A 20,834-nucleotide genomic window follows, 5' to 3' on the forward strand; every position below is an offset into this window, starting at 1 on the left:
TATAAGCACAAATTTGCTAGAATACATCCCTTATAAAAGTTACAAAATCAAAAGGTTTAATAATAATGAGTGAAAGCAAAGATTTTTTACGTGTTATAGTAGAAGAAGACTTAAAAAATGGCAAATATGATAAGGTAGTTACAAGATTCCCTCCTGAGCCAAATGGTTTCCCACATATAGGACACGCTAAATCAATCTGTATCAATTTTGGTATTGCAAATGACTATGAAGGTCATTGTAACCTAAGAATGGATGATACAAACCCAACAAAAGAAGATACTAAATATGTTGAAGCATTAAAAGATGCAGTACAATGGCTTGGTTTTGATTGGGGGAAAAGTGTATATTTTACTTCTGATTATTTCCCAAAGATATATGATTATGCAGTACAACTTATCAAAATGGGTAAGGCTTATGTTGATAGTATAGATGAAGAGCAAATGAGAGAGCTTAGAGGAACTGTTACAGAAGCTGGAAAAAGAAGTGAATATGCTAATAGAAGTATTGAAGAAAATTTAGACCTTTTTGAGAGAATGAAAAATGGTGAGTTCAAAGATGGTGAACACGTATTAAGAGCTAAGATTGATATGGGTGCTGCTAATATGAAGCTTAGAGACCCACTTCTTTATAGAATTAGACATGCACATCACTTTAGAACAGGTGATGAGTGGTGTATTTATCCTATGTATGATTTTGCTCATTGTTTATCTGATTATATTGAAGGTATTACTCACTCTATTTGTACTTTAGAGTTTGAAAATAATAGAGATATTTATGATTGGGTTTTAGATACTTTAGAACTTACGCCTCCAAGACCATATCAACATGAGTTTGCAAGACTTGGTATAAACTATACTGTTATGAGTAAAAGAAAACTTTTAGAGTTAGTTGATGGTGGATATGTAAGTGGTTGGGATGACCCAAGAATGCCAACTATTGCTGGATACAAAAGAAGAGGGTATACAAAAGAGTCTATTATCAACTTCTGTGATCAAATAGGTATTGCTAAAGCAAACTCTATGGTAGATGTAGCTCAATTAGAGTTTTCAATTAGAGATGATTTAAATACAAAAGTTCCAAGAGTTATGGCTGTACTTGACCCTATAAAAGTAACTATTGAAAACTATGAAGGAAGTGAAGAGCTTGAAGCTTCATATTATCCTCATGATGTACCAAAAGAAGGAACTAGAAAAATTCCTTTTAGTAGTGAACTTTATATAGAAAGAGAAGATTTTAGTGAAAATCCTCCAAAGGGTTTCTATAGATTAACACCTGAACAACCTGTAAGATTAAGACATGGATATATTATCTCTTGTAAAGAAGTTATAAAAGATGAGCAAGGTAATATTGTAGAAATAAAAGCTCAATATTATCCTAACTCAAAAAGTGGAAGCGATACAAGTGGTATAAAAGTAAAAAGTGCAATTCAATGGGTAAGTGCAAAAGAAGCAGCGAGAGTTGAAGTAAGACTTTATGATAGACTTTATCAAAATGAAGCACCAGAAAGCTTAGATGATTTAAATCCTAATTCATTAAAGATTATAAAAAATGCTTTAGTTGAACCTGCTGTAATTACTGATAAACCAGATGAGAGATTCCAGTTTGAAAGACAAGGTTATTTCTATGCTGATCCTATTGACTATACAGATGAAAAACCTGTATTTAATAAAATCGTAGGATTAAAAGACTCTTGGGGTAAAAAAACGCAAAAAGAAAAACCACAAGAACAAGTAAAACCTAAAGTACAAGAGAAGAAAGTACAGATTGACGGAGTTGAAGCTCCTATGACTGATGAGCAAAAAGCACTTTATGAAAAGTACACTACTAGTTATGGTTTAAATAATGCAGTTGCAAATACTTTAGCAAGAGATGAAAAACTTTCATCTTTTTATGAAAGTGCTTTAGAGCAAATACCAAATAGTAAAATCAGTTTAGCAAATATTGTTGTAACAGAAGTTGCAAGAGTATTAAAAGAGAAAGATGCAAGTGAAGTGAAGTTTGATGCTAAACAAGTTGCTTCTTTAGTGGCTATGCTTGATGATGAAACTATTTCTTCTAAGATTGCAAAACAAGTATTTGAAGAAATGGCAAAAACAGGAAATGAACCTAAACAAATAGTAGAAGATAAAGGCTTAATTCAAATAAGCGACCCAGATGTAATAATACCTATTATTGATGAGGTTATCTCTAAAAATCCTGATAATGTAGAAAAATTTAAAGCAGGAAATAATAAGCTTTTAGGTTTCTTTGTAGGACAAGTTCTAAAAGCAACAGGCGGAAAAGCAAATCCGCAAATTGTAAATCAATTAGTGGCAGAAAAACTAAAGTAATATTTGAGTTTTATAAAAATAAAAAAGCCTAGTGTTTTCACTAGGCTTTTTTTATGTCTTTAATAACTTCTTTTAAACTGTTAATATCTAAAGGTTTATAGTAGTAATACCCTTGTGCTTCAAAGCATCCTTCTTCTAAAAGAAGTTTTGCTTGTTCTTTTGTTTCAACTCCCTCAGCAATTAAATTCATATGCATACTTTTTGAAATAGCAATAATTGCTTTTGTTAGCTCAAAATCACCTTTATCTTGTGGTAAATCTCTAATGAAAGATTGGTCAATTTTTATTTTATTAATAGGAAGTTTTTTTAAGTAAGAAAGAGATGATTGTCCTGTTCCAAAATCATCAACAGCAATTTTCATTCCTAGATTTCTAATCTCTTCTAAAATATGTATTGTCTTACTTATATCTTTCATTACTTGAGTTTCTGTGATTTCTATTATAATTTTTGTAATATCAATCTTTGATTCTTCTATAATTATTTTAAGGTCTTTTATAAAACTATTGTCTTTGTTTATTTGAAGCATTGATACATTTAAAGATAAAGTACCTAAATCAAAACCTTCGTTTTGTATTTCAACAAAATTATTCATAGCTTTTTTCATCACAATTTTATCAATAGATTCAATTAAACCTATCTCTTCAGCTAAAGGAATAAATAAAGCAGGAGAGATAATCCCTTTTGTTGGGTGATACCATCTAACTAAAGCTTCAACCCCAATAATTTTTGAACTTTTAATCTCAACTTGTGGTTGAAAAAATACTTCAAACTCTTCATTTGAAATAGCATTTCTAAGCTCTTTTTCTATTTCTATTCTTTCAATAGCTTTTTGTGTCATTTCTTTTGAGTAGAATTGATAATTGTTTCTTCCAAGCTCTTTTGCTTTATACATAGCAGCATCTGCATTTTTGATTAGCTCTTCTGTTGTTTGACCATCTTCTGGGAAAATACTAACACCAATACTACAAGACACAAAAAGTTCGTAATATTTTACTTCTTGTGAATTAGAAAAACATCCCATTATTTTTTCTGCTATATCAATAATTTGTTCATTTCTTTCTATATCTTCAATAAAGATTATAAACTCATCACCTCCTAGTCTTGCAACTGTACTTAGGTGGTTTTTTGTGGCATTTGATAAAAGTATAGATACTTTTTTTAATAAAGCATCACCAACAGAGTGTCCTAAAGAGTCATTAATCTCTTTAAAGTGGTCTAAATCAATAAAAAATACAACAAATCTTCTATTGATATTTTTAGCATGTATTATGGCTTGATTTATTCTATCATGTAAAAGTAGTCGATTTGGAAGGTCTGTTAGACTATCATGTTCCACTTGATATTGAAGTTTTAAAGACTTTTCATCAAAGGCTTGGGCTAATTGTTCTAACTCATCATTTGTACCAATTGGTGAACATAAAATATCTTTATTTGAAGATTTTACTCTATCATAAAGTTTTAAAATTGGTTGAGTTATCTCTTTTGCTAAAAGTTGAGAAATAATCAACCCAGCAAAAATAAATAATATACCAATAAAAATAAGTCTTATAAGTGCATCTTTTATTGGTTCTTCATATTTTAAACTAAGAGTTCCTACTTCTACATGAATACCAAGTTTTTCAATATAAGTATTTTTATTAAAAGAACTAGTTTTGTAACTGTAGTATTTTTTGTTCTTATCAAAGTTTGTAGAAAAAATTACTTTTTCTTGATTTGTTAGTTTTAGATAGTCATATTCATTGTTTTCAAGAAGTATATTTTCTCCCAAGTGATTTATATCAAATACAGATATTAATGCACCTTGTGTTGTATCATAGTATGTAATTGGAGCAATCACAATAATATTATTTGTTGATTCTTGAAGATAAGTAGTTGTTTGACCTAAAGCTAAACTAGCTCTTAATTTTGATGAAGAATTGTATTTAGGTATTTTATTTTGAGTTTTAAATATGGCATTTCCATCAAAATCAACTACACTTAAAGATACTACACTTTTATCTTGCATATAGTTTCTAACTAGTATATCAAGTACTCTTTCTTTTGTTTGTTTGTCTATCAAAGAGTTTATAATAAGTTCATTTTTAGAAAGAATTATAGAGCTTTCAATAAGGTATGATAGTCTTTGTTCTAATCTTTTTTGTGAATCCAGTGTTTTATTTTCTAGTAATTTATCAAGTTCTGTATTGATATTATTTACCATCATAAAACTGATCATTAAAATTATTAATATAATAGCAGTTGCAATTAGCCCCGATACTTGTATAACAACTCTAGTTTTTATACTTTTATCAAAAGGAGCAAAAATTTTTCTTAAATTCATATACTATTTTCCTACTTTGATAATAAGTCCATCTTTGTTGTATTTTGCCATAAAAAAGTCATTTTTTTCTAAAGCATCATGATTTTTGCTATTAAATATATTAATATAGTCTTTTATTACACCTTTATACTCACTTATATTCTCTAGTGAATTTTTGATATCTTCTTTTTTTAGACTATTTGCATTTTTTATTGCTTTTGCTAAAATCATTGTTGCATCATAAGCTTGTGCTACTCCTGCTGGTGCTTTGATTTTTTCAATTGTTGCTATATTATATTTTGACATATATTTTAATGCTAAGTTTTTTGCTTGAACTCTTTTATTATTAATAAAAGAAAAGCTTTGAATAAAACTCAAATCAATCTCTTTTAATCTCTCTTTTTGATTCTCATAGAAGTTACCACCTAATATTCCCCAGTGAGATACAATAGGAAGTTTTTTTGTTTTGTAAACTGCTTCTAATATTTTTCCACCTTCAATTGGGTTCGCAACCATAATTATTCCATCAGCATTTGATTTTACGATTTCATTTATTTCATCTGTAAAGTTTTTTTCACCCCTATTAAAATTTATAATTTTGGCAAAATGTTTAGACTTTTTATTTAATCCATTTTTCATAATCTCTAAACTACTTCTACCCCATATTGAGTTTTCAACTAAAATAGCAGGATTTTTAAATTTTTTTAATGCCTCTTTTAAGATATAAGTAGAAGCATATTTATCATTTGCAGAGACTCTAAAGATATTATTATCTGTACTTTCTGTAAGAGTTGGAGCTGCTGCCCAAGGTATTAAGTATGGTAAATTTGTCTCTTTTATTTTTTCAAGATTACTTGAAATTACTGCACTATGTAAACCACCGATTAATCCAACTAGATTATTTTTTTGTTCAAAATATTCAATATTATTTAAACTTTTAGAAGCTCTTGCACTATGGTCTCTAGCAAGTAAAACAACTTCTTTTCCTAAAAGACCACCATTTTTGTTTATATCTTCTATTGCTAACTCAATACCTCTTTTTATAGCTAATCCTGAAACTTTAGCTGCCATAGATAAATCAGCGTCAAGTCCTAAAATTATGTAGTTGTCATCGCTTTTATATTTTTCTATTAGATACTCTTCAGTTTTTGATATAACATCTGTACCAATTATCTCCTCATATGATTTTGCAATATTTTTCATTTTATTAGCAATTCTATCTTTCTCATAATCTGTTAATGTATGAATATCAAGTTTTGCATCTTCAATAATTTTTAAAAGTTCTTTTTCTTTTTTTGCTGTTTCTTCTCTTTCATAGTTTGTAATTTCTTTTGCTGTATTTATTAGGATATCTTGTATCTCACTAGGAAGAGTTTTAAAAACTTTTGCACTAATTGAAAAAACATATCCTAAATATGCATGGTTAGTTAATGTAAGATTCGATTGAACTTCATGGAACTTCATACTTGTAATAGCAATTAAAGGATTTTCTTGACCATGAACTACCCCATTTTCTAAAGCTTTTTTTGTTGAATGAAAATCAATAGGAATAGCAGTGGCTTCAAGAGCAGTGAACTGGTCTTTGATAAGTTTACTTTTCATTATTCTGAACTTTTTATCTTTAAAATCTTCAAGTCTTTCAAGTTTACTATTTGCAGTAAAATGTTTAAATCCATTTTCCCAAAAAGTCACACCTATTAAGTCAATTTTAGTTAGATTCTCTAATAATATTTGACCTGGTTTTCCATCTAATAGAGTGTACAAATCCTCTTTTGTCGGAAAATAAAAAGGTAAATCAGCATATTGCATAGATGGCATAGCAACACTTAGTTTAGCAGTAGGTGTCAAAATAATATCAAGTTTTCCCTCTCTAGCTAACTCTACCATTTGATGGTCATTCCCAAGTTTTTGTGCAGGAAAAACTTCAATTTTTACTTTTCCCTTGGTTTTTTCTTCCACTTTTTGTGCATAAAGAGTACTTGCTTTATGTAAAACACTTGATGTTGGTATGTTGTGGCCAAATCTTAGATAGATAGTGTCATCTTTTGCTTGGAGTTTTTCTTCTTTATTTGTTTGAGCTTTATTTTTTACAACAGGCGAAAAAGCTATATAAATAATAGAGAAAAATATAGCTACAAGAGTTAGAATGTAGTATTTTTGTTTCATGATAGACTACTTTAATATTGGTTTTAAATATAATATAACACAAAAGGTTACAAACATATAAAAGTTATAACTAATGGTAATGATTTTGTAATTAAATTATGAATTATAAGAAAAAGTTTATTTTAGGAGTATTTTTAGTTATTTTACATAAAATCTTAATTCTGATATTATTTTGTCAAATTATTTATATAGTAGGGGAAATAAATGAATTCAAAGCAAAAAGTGATAATCTCACTTATTGTATTACTGGTTTCATTCTTTATTGCTATGAGTATAAGTACTCTTTATAACTTCCGTGAATACGGGCTTAAATCAGCAGAAAAAAAAGCGCATTTGACAGCTGAAGTTATAAAATCTGGTCTTACAGCTCATATGGTAAATGGAATGATGAATGAGCGAGAGTTTTTTTTAAAGCAAATAGAACAAGCTGAAAATATAAATCAGCTTTGGTTATCTAGGTCACCAACAGTTATTAAACAGTATGGAGAAGGGTTTAATAATGAGATTCCAAGGGATAAAATCGATAGGGATGTTCTAAAAACAGGAAAAGAAATAACTAAAATAACTGAGACTGCACAAAAGAGTCTTATGCGAGTTACTATTCCTTTTGAAGCTTCTTCTTTTGGTAACCCAAATTGTATGAACTGTCATAATGCTAAAGAGGGAGAAGTATTAGGAACAGTTAGTATGGTTATGGATATTACAGATGTAAGAACTAGTAGTTTTAAAACATTGATGTATAACATAGTTTTGACTTTGATATTAATAAGTTTGATATTCCTTTTAATAAATAGATTTATTAAACCATATGTTAGTATTTTTTATTCAATACAAGATGTTATGAAAGCTGCATATAGGGGTGATTATTCACAAAGAGTTAAAACTTATAGTAATCCAGAGAGTAAAAATGTATCTGATTTATTGAATACTCTTTTAGAAAAACTACAACATACTTTAGAGGAATTAGATAGAAAAGTATATATTTTTATAAAAAATAAGAACTATGTAAAAGAACCTGATCCTTTAAAAAATGTAAATAATACAATAGATAGATTATCTGATATTTATAAGTTTAAACAAACAATCGAAAATGATAAAGAGCTTGAAGATATATATAATCGAATTGCTTATGTATTAGAGCATAACTTTATGTTGGATGATTTTACTTTAACAGAAATAGACAATAACTCAAAAACAAAAAAGATTGTTTATAGTAAAAATGATTGTCATTGTAGGATTTTAGAAGGAGAGTGTAGAGCAAATAGAACTCATGCAAATGTGGATTCTAATATTTTTGCTAAATCTTGTTCTTTATACAATCATAAAGATGGTGAAGATTATATTTGTATTCCTTATACTATTTCAAATGAATTAACTTTAGTTTTAACAATAGTTACAAAATCAGAAACAGAAACTAAAAAAGTAAGAGAGATTATCACTGATATTGAAGATTATATAACAACAGCTAGACCAGCAATCGTTAGTAAGAAATTAATGCAAATGTTAAACTTAATGGCAAGAGTTGATCAGTTAACTGGTATGTATAACAGAAAATTTTTAGATGAATTTGTAGATGTATCTATACCTCAAGCAGTTCGGGCAAAAGTTAGTTATTCTGTGTTGATGATTGATATTGATTACTTTAAAATGATAAATGATACATATGGTCATGATGTTGGTGATGATGCTATAAGAATCGTATCAGGTGTAATCAAAAATAATATTAGAAAATCAGATATTGCTATTAGATATGGTGGTGAAGAGTTTTTAGTTCTTTTATATAACTGTGAAGAAAGCCATGTTTTAAAAATTGCAGAAAATATTAGAAAAGCATTTGCAAAAGAGAAAATCTCAGCAAATGGAGAGACTTTCTCTAAAACCTTAAGTGTTGGATGTTCTATGTTCCCAAAAGATAGCGATAGTATCTGGAAATGTATCAAGTTTGCAGATATGTGTTTATATGAAGCTAAACAAACTGGAAGAAATAGAGTTGTTAAATTTTCAACAGAACTACTTAAAAATGAAGATATTGGCGAGAGCTTCTAAAATATAATACTTTTTTTACAAGGTACCTTTGTACCTTGTATCTACTTTTATAATCAATAAATCATATTAAAATAAAACACAAAATATGTAAAAAATTAACACATGTCATGTAAAAACTCCCAAATTTTACTCAAAAATAGCAAGTAAAATATTAAATTCTAAGAATTAATTAAGTTTCATATGTTATAAATATACATACTTTATGTAAAATATTTACATTTTTAGTGTAAAAATTTATTCCAAGCATAAAGTCTAAAAGGAAAACTTTTGGATAAAAGTAACATAATATTGAGAAAACCAAGAAAAAGTGATGGCAAAAAGATTCATGGTCTTGTGAAGAGTACAAAGGTTTTAGATGTAAATTCTGAGTATTTATATTTATTACAATCTACTCATTTTCAAGATTTATGTTCAGTTGCTACATATGAGGATAAAGTTATTGGCTTTGTTTCTGGTTATATGATACCAAATGAGCCTAATACACTATTTATTTGGCAAGTTGCAGTTGATGATAACTTTAGAGGAAATGATCTTGCAAGAAGACTTATTATGGAAATTATAAATAGAGAAGAGTTGAATATAAATTATTTACATACAACTGTTTCTCCAAGTAATAATGCTTCAATTAGAGTATTTGAAAAAGTTGCACAACACTTTCAAACAAATATGCAAAGTGCACAGTTTTTTGTCGCAAATGATTTTGCTAATGAACACGAAGAAGAAGTACTATATAAAATAGGACCATTTAAATAATATGAATAAAAAAATTAAGGAAAAAAACACAATGAGAATTTTTGAAAATTTAGAGTCAGAGGTAAGAGGTTATATTAGAAGTTTCCCGACCATATTTAAGTCAAGTAAAGGATGTATACTAACAGATGAACAAGGTGAAGAGTATATAGATTTCTTTGCAGGTGCTGGGACTTTAAATTATGGACATAATAATGAGCATATTACAAATGCGTTAATACAGTACCTTCAAGGAAATGGAGTTGTACATGGTTTAGACATGGCAACTACTGCAAAAAAAGAGTTTATTGAGACTTTTGAAAGTCTTATTTTAAAGCCAAGAAACTTAGACTATAAGTTACAGTTTACTGGACCAACAGGTGCAAACGTAGTAGAAACTGCTTTAAAGCTTGCAAGATTAGTAAAAGGTAGAAGTAATATTGTTGCTTTTACAAATGGTTATCATGGATTATCGCAAGGAGCATTAGCTGTTACTGGAAATAATGAGTATAGAGATGAAAGTTATATCAGTAGATCAAATGCAACATTTATGCCTTTTGATGGTTATTTTGGCGATTTTAATACATTAACATACTTTAGAAAGTTTTTAGAAGATAGTAGTAGTGGTGTTGATATCCCAGCTGCTGTAATTTTAGAGACTATTCAAGGTGAAGGTGGGATAAATGTTGCTTCAAAAGAGTGGTTACAAGAGTTAGAGTCTTTATGTAGAGAGTATGATATTTTACTAATTATTGATGATATTCAAGTTGGTAATGGAAGAAGTGGTGAATTCTTCTCATTTGAGTTTGCAGGGATTAACCCGGATATGGTAACACTTTCTAAATCAATTGGTGGTGGATTACCAATGTCATTATTATTATTCAAACCAGATTTAGACCAATGGAAGCCAGGTGAGCACACAGGAACATTTAGAGGAAATAACTTAGCCTTTGTTGCTTCTAAAACTGCTTTAGAGAACTACTGGCAAGGTGAAGAGCTTACAAATGCAGTATTTTATAAAGAGAAAATCTTAAAAGAGAGATTAGAAAAAATTGCTCAAAAACATGGTGTTGATAATGATATTGAAGTAAGAGGTAGAGGTCTTGCTTATGGATTAGAGTTTAAAAATGACAACTCTATTGCTGGTGATATTTCATCTTATGCATTTAAAGAAAATCTAATTGTAGAGACTTGTGGTAGTGAAGACCAAATTGTTAAATTTCTACCACCATTAATTATTGATGAAGATACATTAAATAAAGGTCTAGATAGATTAGAAACAGCAATTGATAAACTGTTTGAAGATAAAAAAACTAAATTATCACAGGAGTTTTAATAGTATGATAGTAAAAGATATAAAAAAAGACGTAATGGGTACTGAGAGAGAAGTATTTGCTGAAGGTGGACAATGGGTTAGTAGAAGAATGCTTTTAAAAGATGAAGGAATGGGATTCTCTTTTCACGAAACAATTATTAAAGCAAATACAAAAACACACATTCATTATCAAAACCATTTAGAAGCTGTATATTGTGTAGCTGGAAATGGAAAGATTGAAGATTTAGCAACGGGTGAAGTTCATGAGATTTATGATGGAGTTATGTATGCTTTAAATAATCATGATGACCATAACCTTTATGGAGGAACTGAAGATATGAGATTAATTTGTGTATTTAATCCTCCTATTAAGGGAACAGAGCACCATGATGAAAATGGAGTATATCCTTTAGAGGATTAATCATGCGTTTTATATACATAAAAAACTATTTAAAAATACCAAGAGAATCAAAGCTTCTTTTTTTCAAATTTGTAAGTAGTCTTAAAAAATGTAGATTAGAAAATCAAAAAGTAGTTTTAAGTGACAATTCATTGATATTAGAGTTTTGTGATGACTCTAATATCGATATGGCATTAAATCAAATAAAAGAGTACTTTAAAAAAGAGACTCAAATAGATGTAAAAAAACTACAATCATTGCTTTTAGATAGTGAAGTTTTAACATTGGTATTTGATGAAAACAATAAAAAAAGGATTTATTTATAAGTCATGCGTTTATTATCATTGAATGTTAATAATAGTTTAATAACTAAACTTGAAAACGAAGAATTATACATATGCGACAAAGCAAGTGATATTGAAGATGCTATATATCATTGTGAGGTTAGATATTACAATTTGATTATAGTAAGAAGTGATTCTTTTACTACTTTAAAACGATTATTAAGATTTGTAAATCCAAGACTAACTGCTGTTGTAGTAATCACAAACAACCATGAAAAAGAGTTTGAATTAAATCTACTTAGGTGTGGGGCTTTATCGATTATAAAAGAGCCAGCTTGTAATGAACTTGTATTGGCAAAATTAGAATCAATACATAGAGAAAACTTTCAAAGTAAATTTGTATTTAAAGATAAGTATTTGATAAATACTTTAGAAAACTCTGTGACTGACCATAACAATAATAAGTTAATTATGAAAGGTAAGCCTTTTAGTATTTTAATGTATCTAATAAAAAATAGACATAGATCATCTATTTCAAAAGACGAGATTTTAGATGTGATTTGGGATGACCCTGAGTGGGTTGTAAAAAATGTTGTGGAAGTAAATATAAATATAATTAGAAAAGGTATAAGAACAACTTTTCAAGATAATTTTATAAGCACAATAAGACATAGAGGTTATCAAGTAGTTTGATAAAGTTGATAACTTTCAAGTAGGAAAGGTAAAAATGAATATTAAAGTTTGTAAGTTTGGAGGAAGCTCAGTAAAAGACTCCTCCCAGATAAAAAAAGTTTTTGATATTGTCAAAAGTGATAAAAATAGAAGAGTAGTAGTTGTATCAGCCCCAGGTAGAGATGATGAATATAATGAAAAAATTACTGACCATTTACTAAACCTTGCAACAAATGGTAAGCATTTTTGTGAGCAAAAAATAGAGATTTCAACTGAACAGAGTTTATCTGCAATATTAACAAAGTTTGAAAAACTATGTGATGATTTAAATGTAAATAATAAAGAGATTTTAAAAGATTTAGAAAAAGATTTAATAAGCAATAACTTCAAAGATAAAAAAAGAGAAGCTTTCTTTTTATCAAGAGGTGAACACTACAATGCAAAGATTATTACTGAATTTATGAAGAATAATGGTTTAAATGTAAAACTAATGCTTCCAGAAGATTTTGGTTTTATTTTAAGTAGTGATTATACAAATGGAAAAGTTCAAAAACAAACGCATTGTAATATTGCAAATAAGTTTAAGTTTGAAAAAGATGAAATGTATTTAGTTCCAGGTTTTTATGGAATAACAAAAGAAAAAGAAATAGCAGTTATGAGTAGGGGTGGTTCTGACCTGACTGGTGGAGAGCTTGCTTATGCTTTAGATGCTGATATTTATGAAAATTGGACTGATACAAATGGTGTTTATGAAGTTGACCCTAGAGTTATTAGTGATGCAAATGTAATTCCAAGACTTACTTTTAAAGAGTTAAGACTTTTAAGTTCAAAAGGATTTAATGTATTTCATTTTGATGCAATGTTAAATTGTAAGAAAAGTAAAATACCAATTAATATTAGAAATACAAACAATCCAGAACATGAGGGAACACTTATTTTAAATGAAAGAGTTCCAATGGAAGATTTAGTTGGTATTGCAAAACTAGACAATATGGCTTCAATTCATCTTCAAAAAGATATGCTTGCAGATGAGATAGGTTTTACAGCAGAACTACTTAAAATATTTAGCGAGTTTGGATTAAATACTTATCATTATCCTACAGATAAAGATGATATTGCAATTTTGGTTGATCAAGAAGATTTAAAAGGTAATATCAACAATCTAAGAAGAGAGATTGAAAGAAGATTAAAAACAAGAAATATATATGTTACATATAACTTGTCTGTGATTACTCTTGTTGGTATTGGTTTAAAAGAGAATACTTTTGCTATTGTTGATGCAATCACAGCATTAAAAGAGAATAATATCTCTTTTGATATGTTTGATATGAGTCCTTCTAAAGTATCTTTACATATAGGTGTTTCTCAAAATGTTGCAAATGCAGCACTACAGACTTTATATTCTAAGCTTTTATCTAACTAATTTTTTTGTAGCCATAATAGTTACATTATGGTTACAAAAACACCCTTTTAAAATTTAATTTTTTTGTTATAATTCCAAAAAATTTTGAGGTGTATTGTTTTGGTTTTGAAAAACATAAGTGGTTATATATTTGATTTAGAAGGAGTATTTTTTAAAGACTATCATCTTTTACCTGGTGGAAAAGAGATTATAGAGATTTTAAAAAGTAAAGGTATTCCTTTTGTATTTTTATCAAACTTAACTACTAAAACACCTGGTGAAATACATAGTATTCTTATGAGTGCTGGTATTTATGTTGATAAAGAACAAATTATCACATCCTCTATTCTTGTTAGAGATTATCTAAAAACTAACTATCCTAATGCAAATATAAAAGTCTTTGGCTCAAAAGCATTAAAAAGTTTTATACATGAAGAGTATAGAGTAGGGGTTAGTGAAGTAGATGTTGTTGTAATAGGAATGGATCCTAAAATCTCAATTGCAGATTTATCTTCTATAAGGAAGCATATTCAAGATGGTAAAAAAGTAGTATTTACAAATCCAGATTATTATAGTCCAAGTATAAATGGTTTTGAGTTTGAGTGTGGGGTTATGGTTGAATTATTTAGACCACATTTAAAAGAAGAGCCTTTAATAATAGGTAAACCTTCAAACTTCTCTTTTGAGTATGCTATCAAAAAGTTAAATATCCCTAGAGAGTTTATTGCAATGATTGGCGATACTTATGAAACAGATATAAAAGGTGCACATAGTGCAGGAATTTTACCTATACATTTACAAACAACTGATGATGAAAACTATAATAGGGAAATGTATGATGCTCATGAATATAAAGACTTACAAGAGTTACATAAAGAATTAAAAGCTTCTATATAAGCTTTTAATACAAAGATAAAAACTAAATTATAAACCCTTCTACTTTAACTTCAATTATTTTATTTATCCTAGTAATAGAATAATCTATAAAATGAAATAAAACAAACCTTTTTAATCTTGAAATATTAGCCTAACTCTTAAAATAGCTTTTTTGTAATACTAATATAAATAAAGTTAAGTTGAAAATGTTTTAATATATAAAAAATCAGATAAAGATAGTATATTAATAATAGCCTTTATGATTTATATAAGAAAAATATGGGCTTATATTTTTTAGTATATGAGGTATAAGTATATATTTTCATATAAAATAATCTAAAAAGTGGTAAACATAATAAAAGAACAATTTTTTTATAAAAATTTATAAAAAAACAATAAATACTGTATTTCTTTAGTAAGATTTATAGCAAAAAAAGCTATACTTCTAAAAAAATAGCTATAAATGCTACTTTTGTTTCATAAAGTTACAAAAGTTAAATAATATAAGTTTTTTAATTATTAATAGCTATTTTATGAGCATTTTTCGTAGAAAATGTATAGAAATTACATGTATTTGCTAGTAAAAATATGCTAATTTCCTTTAAATTATTTAAAAAATATCATATATTTATTTTTTTATTAATATATAATGCTCTATACATAAGTACTACACAGAAAAATGTTATTATTATTTTAGAAAAAATAAAGATAAAGGATAATGTATGGAAAATTTAAACATCAGCATCTCTATCACAGATGAAAATAATGAAAAGTTAAAGAGCAAAATCCAAAAGTTAGATGTCTCTTTAGATGAGTATGTAAGTAGACTAATTGATAAAGATATTAATAGTATTGTTCAATTAGACAATGGTTTTTACTACAACAAAGCTAATTCAAAATTATTCAACAGTTTTAATGATGAAGTTAAGCTTACTAGAATTGAAGAGGCTTTATTCTCTCTATTATTAGAAAATAGAGGAGAAATTGTTCCTATCGATACAATTCATAATGTTGCTTGGAAAGGTAAAAACATGACAAGATTTACATTAAGAAATAAAGTAAAAACTTTAAGAGATAAAACTTACTACGATTTAATTAAAAATCATTCTAACATTGGTTACTCAATGAACTAATAAATAAGTGTGAGAGCTTGTTATAAAAAAAGCTTAAGTTGAAAAACTTAAGCTTTAGGTTATTTTATTATATGAAAACTAAATTATAAAAATAATATCTTCTTATTTTAGAGTCTTCCCATCTTCTAATTTTATTTGATTTCTACCATTTTCTTTTGCTTGATAAAGTAGCATATCCGCTTTTTGTATAGCATTTTCATAGCATGAATAGCTACTTCTAAAAGTAACTCCTGCAGAGAATGTAACTTTTATTTTATGCTCTTTATAAACAAAGTTATTTGATGTAACTATTTGTTTTACTCTTTTTAAGTACTGTAATAGTTCTCTTGTTAAATTAAAGTGAACTAAGGCTACAAACTCTTCTCCACCATATCTTGCAACAACATCATGATCTCTTGTGGCTTTTTCTAAAATTTTTGCGAATGTTTTTAAAATTACATCTCCACAATCATGACCATAAGTGTCATTGATTTTCTTGAAGTGATCTATATCAAAGAATATGACAGCATACTCACTTCCATTGCGTTTGTGATTACTATCAATTCTTTTTACTTCTTCTTCATAAGCTCTTCTTGTAAGCAGACCTGTTAGGTGGTCTTTCATACTTTCATTTCTAGATTTTTTTAGTTCTTCTTCAAGAGTGATGATCTTTTCTTCTAGTTCTTGAACTTTTGTTTTCCCTGATTTTAATTTAGTACTAACATTATTCATTTCACTCTCAATTGAGTTTGCAGCACTTACTAATTGTTTTTGTAGTTCAGCTAATTCAGTGATACCATTTTTTGAAAGGTCAATTGCTTCAATCTTTTCTTTGATTGTTACAACTGTTTTAGAACCATTGCCACTACTTGAAATAGCATCATTTAGATATTGACTCATTAGGGTAACTACTTGAGAAATATCTGAAGTTTTTTCAACTACAAGTCTTTTATCTGCTTCAAATCTTTTATAAATAAAGTCCTCAATCTTTTCTTGAACTTCAGTTTTGAAAAGAATCTCTGGATTAGCATCAATCTCTATAAAAAGATGTTCTATTTCATCATCAATTTCAATACAAATTGAAGGAAGAACTGATTGTTTAAGAAGAGTAGCTAAAGGTGCTAAATTCTCTTTAGAGACTCTTCTTAGAAGTAGGGATACTAGTTTTGGAAATGTATCTATATTGTTTAATTTAACTTCACTTTGTTCTCTTTCAGTTAAATCATCTAAAAAATCATTAATTTCCATATATTCGCCTTATTATTTATAATCTATGATAAAAGTTTTTTTGTAGTTTCGTTTATTCTTTTTCCATCTGCAACACCAGCAAATTTTTTGCTAGCTTGTCCCATGATTTTTCCAATATCTTTCATTGATGTTGCGCCTACTTCTTCAATAATTTCTTTTAAACCTGCTTCTAACTCTTCATCAGTTAGCTGTTTTGGTAAATAAACTTTGAAAACATCAATTTGTTCTTGCTCTTTTGCTACTAAGTCTTCTCTATTTGCATCTTTGTATTGAGTTACAGCTTCTTCTCTTTGTTTGATACCTTTTTGAATTAATTTGATAACTTCTTCATCACTTAATTCTTTTCTTTCATCAACTTCAATTTGTTTAATCATTGTATTAATAGCTCTAATTGAGTCTCTTTTAACAATATTTTTCTCTCTCATTGCTGTTTTTACATCATCTTTTAACTGCTGTTTTAAACTCATCACATTCCTTTATTTTTTAATAATCAAAAATTTAATAATTATATCTTTTTATGAATTAAAGCTTTCAATTAACTCTTCAATCTCTAAAAATCTTTCAACTTTTTCTTCATAAATAGCTTCTGTTTCTTCCAGTTCTTTAGAAACAGCAACAATACCTTTTTGTTCATAACAAGCTGGGTTTGCAAGGCAATTGTTTATCTCTTCTATTTTTGCTTCAAGCTCTTCTATTTCTTGAGGTAAACTATCATAATCCCTTTGGTCTTTATATGAAAGTTTAGTCTGTTTTTTTTGTGAATTTTTAGGTTTTGCAGTAGTTGTTTTTTCACTACTTTTTTCTAATTCATCTAACTCTTTTAACTCTTTTTCAATCTCTAAGTATTCTGTATAAGGTTGGAAGCTTTCTTCTACTTTTCCTTCACCTTTAAATACAAATAATTTTTTTGCAATTTTATCTACGAAGTATCTATCATGACTTACAAATATTAAAGCACCTTGGAAATTTTGTAAATACTCTTCTAAAATATTAATAGTAGGAATATCTAAATCATTTGTTGGCTCATCTAAAATAAGACAATCAACTTTTCTTGTAAAAAGTAAGGCTAGGGCAACTCTGTTTTTTTCTCCTCCACTTAAAACACCAATTTTTTTGTCTAAGTATTCTCTAGGAAATAAAAAGTTCTTTAAGTAACCATATACATGAAGATTTCTTCCATCATCTAAAACAACTCTATCTCCACCATTTGGACAGAATGTTTCCATTAGATTTTTATTATCATCAAGCATTTCTCTTTGTTGATCAAAGTAACCTATGTTGAAATCACCTTTTTTAAATCTACCACTATCTACATTCATTTTTTCCATAAAGATTTTAAGTAGGGTTGATTTACCACTTCCATTAGGTCCTACAATAGCTATAGTGTCTTTTTGTAAGATTCTAGTTGTAAAATCTCTAATAAGCTCTTTATCTCCAAGTTTTTTACAAATATCATCTAATTCGTAAAGCATCTTTTTTCTGTTTTGTTGCTTCTCTTCACTATTAAAAGATTTTTGTTCCCTTTGTAGTTCTATACTCATTTTTCTAATAGCTGCTGGGTTTGATTTTGCTTTTTTCTTTAAATCAAAATATTCTGCTTTTCTTCTTTCATTTCTTTTTCTTCTAGCAGTAACACCTCTTTGCATCCAATGAGCTTCTCTTTTAACTAATCTTAAAAGGTTTTCATGGTCTTTTTGCATATTTTCAAGCATTTGTTGTTTTTGCTCTAAATAAGAAGAGTACCCACCATTAAATCTTTTAAGTGTTCCTCCTTCAACCTCTACAATTGAAGTAGCAATATTATCAATAAAATATCTATCGTGTGAGATAAAAAGTAATGTGAAGTTGTTTTTTAAAAGTAAGCTTTCTAAAAACTCAACCATATATACATCAAGGTGGTTTGTAGGCTCATCAAGTAAAAGTACATCAGGCTTTTTAAGTAATAGTCCTGCAAGACTAACTCTTCTTTGTTCTCCACCACTTAAAAGATTAACATCTTTAAATTCATACTGTTTTAGCTGGAACTCTTTTAATACTCTTTCTATAGTGTTGTCTAAATCCCAAGCATTGTGAAAGTCAATAAAAGTTGCTAATTCACTTTGTCTTTTTAATAGTTCTTGATTTTCATAATCGGAAGCAACTTTTAAAGTAATATCTTCATACTCTTTTTTAGCTTCTTTTATCTGCGTTAATTGCTCTTCGATTGCTTGTCTTACATTTATTCCTGATTTAAACTTTGGTTGTTGGTCAAGCATCTCGATTTTTAAAGATTTATCAATTGAAATCTCTCCACTATCTGGTTCTGTATCTCCCATGATAATTTTAAAAAGTGTAGATTTTCCTTGTCCATTTTGACCAATAACTGCAATTCTCTGCCCTTGTGTTAGTGTAAAGTTTGCATCTTTCAAAATAGTTTTTATATCGTATTGTTTGTTTATGTTTTGTAAGTCTATTAGTGCCATTAAAGTCCTATTTTATAGGGGCTTTAGCCCCACTTTGTTTAGATAAGTAAAATACTTAGTGTTTTTTGAAATTTAGCATACTTTTTTTAATATATCATACTATGATATATTTTTTTTGAGTAGTAACATACTTTACATATCTAAACATGTTTTGTATTTTTAAAGCAAATATATTATCTAAAAATTGGTTATATACGGCTTTTAATTTCTTTGACCAACTTTTAAATATTCTTCTAAAAGTTTTGAATATTCTTTTTCAAATTTTTCCATACCATCAATTTCTTTACTAAATGCATATAGAATAGAATAAGTACATTGAGATATACTTAGCATCAATGTTATTATTACATTAAAACCATGCTCCATCATTCCTTCTATACTGAACGTATTATCAGTTTTATTAACCATTCCAAGCATGTGTCTTGCACCATAAAGTGTTCCATGAATAATATCTGATGAAGTTCTGTAAATTGTTAAATGAGATAGTTGTAAGAATCTTGAGACTTTGTCTCCATACTTTTTGTTTATAGTATTGATTCTTCTTTCAATATTAACATTAGTCCAAGTTCGAGGGTCTCCTTTTATTTTAAAAGGATTATTTTTAGTGAACCCAATTACATGACCTTTTTCTTTATCATATGCAGAAAAAACTGTTTCCTTATCAATTGAAATAGAACGAGTAGCTTCATGTTTAGATTTTTCTTCTGTGTATTTTATTATTTCTTCCATTGCTTCAAATTCAGTTGCAGCAATATATAAAACATTAATACTTGTTTCATATATCATTCTTGAAATTGCATAGCAATCTCTCATTTTATTTATCTTACTTAAAATAGATAGTGTGCTTAATGAATCTGAAATACTTAATAAAAGTAAAAATAATTCTTCACTATGCTTTGCATCAGATTTCAAAATAAAGTCACATGCTTCTTTAAAAATATTAATTTTTTTGTCAAATATATTAGCTAATTCATGAATTTTTTCTATGTTCATATTATTAATTCTCTTCAATAAATTGTGGAATGATTCCTATTTATCAACTAGTTAAATCAGGAGCAGATATAAATAATTTATCTTCAAGTGAAGATGCACAAACAGCCTTAGGTTGGACTATTATTTATGGAGGAAACCAGCTGTCAGTTGTATCTTTTCTTCTTGAAAATAAAGCAGATGTAAATTTAGCAAATAACAAAGGTGAAACACCTCTTATGTTAGCAGTATCTAGCAATAGAGTTGATATTTGTTGGTTATTGTATATGTATGATGTAGACTTATATGCAAAAAACAATGAAGGCAAAACAGCCTTTGATATAGCAAAAGAAAAAAGAAGAGAAAAAGTAATAGCATTTTTAGAAGAAGTTAAAGAGAATTAATAGTTAAAAATAAGCTAGGTGTCATGGAAAAAAGTTCTAACTTTTATTTTACTTATAATAAAAATAAAAATATGTTATTTAATAAGTAATTAGATATTATTTAGATATTGTGTACACTAA

17 protein-coding genes are annotated in these 20,834 nt (G+C 27.8%); 11 read left to right on the forward strand and 6 right to left on the reverse strand.

The features are described from left to right. The first annotated feature begins 65 nt into the window (after positions 1–65). Positions 66–2,330, forward strand: a complete 2,265-nt coding sequence (locus ACH5BF_RS00415; protein WP_423271985.1) for a glutamine--tRNA ligase/YqeY domain fusion protein — start codon at positions 66–68, stop codon at positions 2,328–2,330. 40 nt (positions 2,331–2,370) lie between these two features. Here ACH5BF_RS00415 and ACH5BF_RS00420 read toward each other — a convergent pair whose 3' ends face one another. Both ACH5BF_RS00420 and ACH5BF_RS00425 read right to left on the reverse strand, forming a co-directional pair. Next, a complete protein-coding gene (locus ACH5BF_RS00420) occupies positions 2,371–4,650 on the reverse strand; it encodes a bifunctional diguanylate cyclase/phosphodiesterase (RefSeq protein WP_423271986.1) in 2,280 nt (759 codons plus the stop codon). Positions 4,651–4,653: 3 nt separating this feature from the next. After that, positions 4,654–6,795: a DctP family TRAP transporter solute-binding subunit gene (locus tag ACH5BF_RS00425; protein ID WP_423271988.1), complete on the reverse strand. Its 2,142-nt coding sequence runs from the start codon at positions 6,793–6,795 to the stop codon at positions 4,654–4,656. 204 nt (positions 6,796–6,999) lie between these two features. On the opposite strand from ACH5BF_RS00425, the gene ACH5BF_RS00430 reads away from it, so the two are divergent. From ACH5BF_RS00430 to ACH5BF_RS00470, 9 genes are all read left to right on the forward strand, one after another. Beyond that, entirely contained in the window at positions 7,000–8,841 is a 1,842-nt protein-coding gene (locus ACH5BF_RS00430; protein WP_423271989.1) for a GGDEF domain-containing protein, read from the forward strand. A gap of 267 nt (positions 8,842–9,108) precedes the next feature. Further along, entirely contained in the window at positions 9,109–9,594 is a 486-nt protein-coding gene (gene ectA / locus ACH5BF_RS00435; protein ID WP_423271990.1) for a diaminobutyrate acetyltransferase, read from the forward strand. A gap of 31 nt (positions 9,595–9,625) precedes the next feature. After that, positions 9,626–10,906 carry a diaminobutyrate--2-oxoglutarate transaminase gene (ectB, locus tag ACH5BF_RS00440; RefSeq protein ID WP_423271991.1) on the forward strand — a complete coding sequence of 427 codons (1,281 nt, stop codon included), beginning with the start codon at positions 9,626–9,628 and terminating at the stop codon, positions 10,904–10,906. A 4-nt stretch (positions 10,907–10,910) separates the two neighbouring features. Next, positions 10,911–11,306, forward strand: a complete 396-nt coding sequence (locus tag ACH5BF_RS00445) for an ectoine synthase (RefSeq protein ID WP_423271992.1) — start codon at positions 10,911–10,913, stop codon at positions 11,304–11,306. A 2-nt stretch (positions 11,307–11,308) separates the two neighbouring features. Then, a complete protein-coding gene (locus ACH5BF_RS00450; protein ID WP_423271993.1) occupies positions 11,309–11,611 on the forward strand; it encodes a hypothetical protein in 303 nt (100 codons plus the stop codon). Between the two features lie 3 nt (positions 11,612–11,614). After that, complete coding sequence (locus ACH5BF_RS00455; protein ID WP_423271994.1) at positions 11,615–12,262, forward strand: response regulator transcription factor; 648 nt, start codon at positions 11,615–11,617, stop codon at positions 12,260–12,262. A gap of 34 nt (positions 12,263–12,296) precedes the next feature. After that, positions 12,297–13,664, forward strand: coding sequence for an aspartate kinase (locus ACH5BF_RS00460; RefSeq protein WP_423271995.1), 1,368 nt, complete (start codon positions 12,297–12,299; stop codon positions 13,662–13,664). Positions 13,665–13,769: 105 nt separating this feature from the next. Beyond that, complete coding sequence (locus ACH5BF_RS00465) at positions 13,770–14,540, forward strand: HAD-IIA family hydrolase (RefSeq protein WP_423271996.1); 771 nt, start codon at positions 13,770–13,772, stop codon at positions 14,538–14,540. 701 nt (positions 14,541–15,241) lie between these two features. Beyond that, on the forward strand, positions 15,242–15,652 hold the full coding sequence (locus ACH5BF_RS00470; protein WP_423271997.1) for a winged helix-turn-helix domain-containing protein: 411 nt from the start codon (positions 15,242–15,244) through the stop codon (positions 15,650–15,652). Between the two features lie 102 nt (positions 15,653–15,754). Here the strand turns inward: ACH5BF_RS00470 and ACH5BF_RS00475 are convergent, their stop codons facing one another. The 4 genes from ACH5BF_RS00475 to ACH5BF_RS00490 form a co-directional block, all read right to left on the reverse strand. Continuing rightward, complete coding sequence (locus tag ACH5BF_RS00475) at positions 15,755–16,879, reverse strand: GGDEF domain-containing protein (protein WP_423271998.1); 1,125 nt, start codon at positions 16,877–16,879, stop codon at positions 15,755–15,757. 23 nt (positions 16,880–16,902) lie between these two features. Continuing rightward, positions 16,903–17,346 (reverse strand): GatB/YqeY domain-containing protein, encoded by a 444-nt coding sequence (locus ACH5BF_RS00480; protein ID WP_423271999.1) that lies wholly within the window; start codon positions 17,344–17,346, stop codon positions 16,903–16,905. A 48-nt stretch (positions 17,347–17,394) separates the two neighbouring features. Further along, positions 17,395–19,341 carry a ribosomal protection-like ABC-F family protein gene (abc-f, locus tag ACH5BF_RS00485; RefSeq protein WP_423272000.1) on the reverse strand — a complete coding sequence of 649 codons (1,947 nt, stop codon included), beginning with the start codon at positions 19,339–19,341 and terminating at the stop codon, positions 17,395–17,397. 201 nt (positions 19,342–19,542) lie between these two features. Further along, positions 19,543–20,334, reverse strand: a complete 792-nt coding sequence (locus ACH5BF_RS00490) for a DUF5677 domain-containing protein (RefSeq protein WP_423272001.1) — start codon at positions 20,332–20,334, stop codon at positions 19,543–19,545. 29 nt (positions 20,335–20,363) lie between these two features. On the opposite strand from ACH5BF_RS00490, the gene ACH5BF_RS00495 reads away from it, so the two are divergent. After that, entirely contained in the window at positions 20,364–20,714 is a 351-nt protein-coding gene (locus ACH5BF_RS00495; RefSeq protein ID WP_423272002.1) for an ankyrin repeat domain-containing protein, read from the forward strand. The last annotated feature ends 120 nt before the right edge of the window (positions 20,715–20,834 follow it).

The sequence above is a fragment of the Arcobacter pernae genome (assembly GCF_049472135.1).
GTDB lineage: Bacteria > Campylobacterota > Campylobacteria > Campylobacterales > Arcobacteraceae > Arcobacter_B.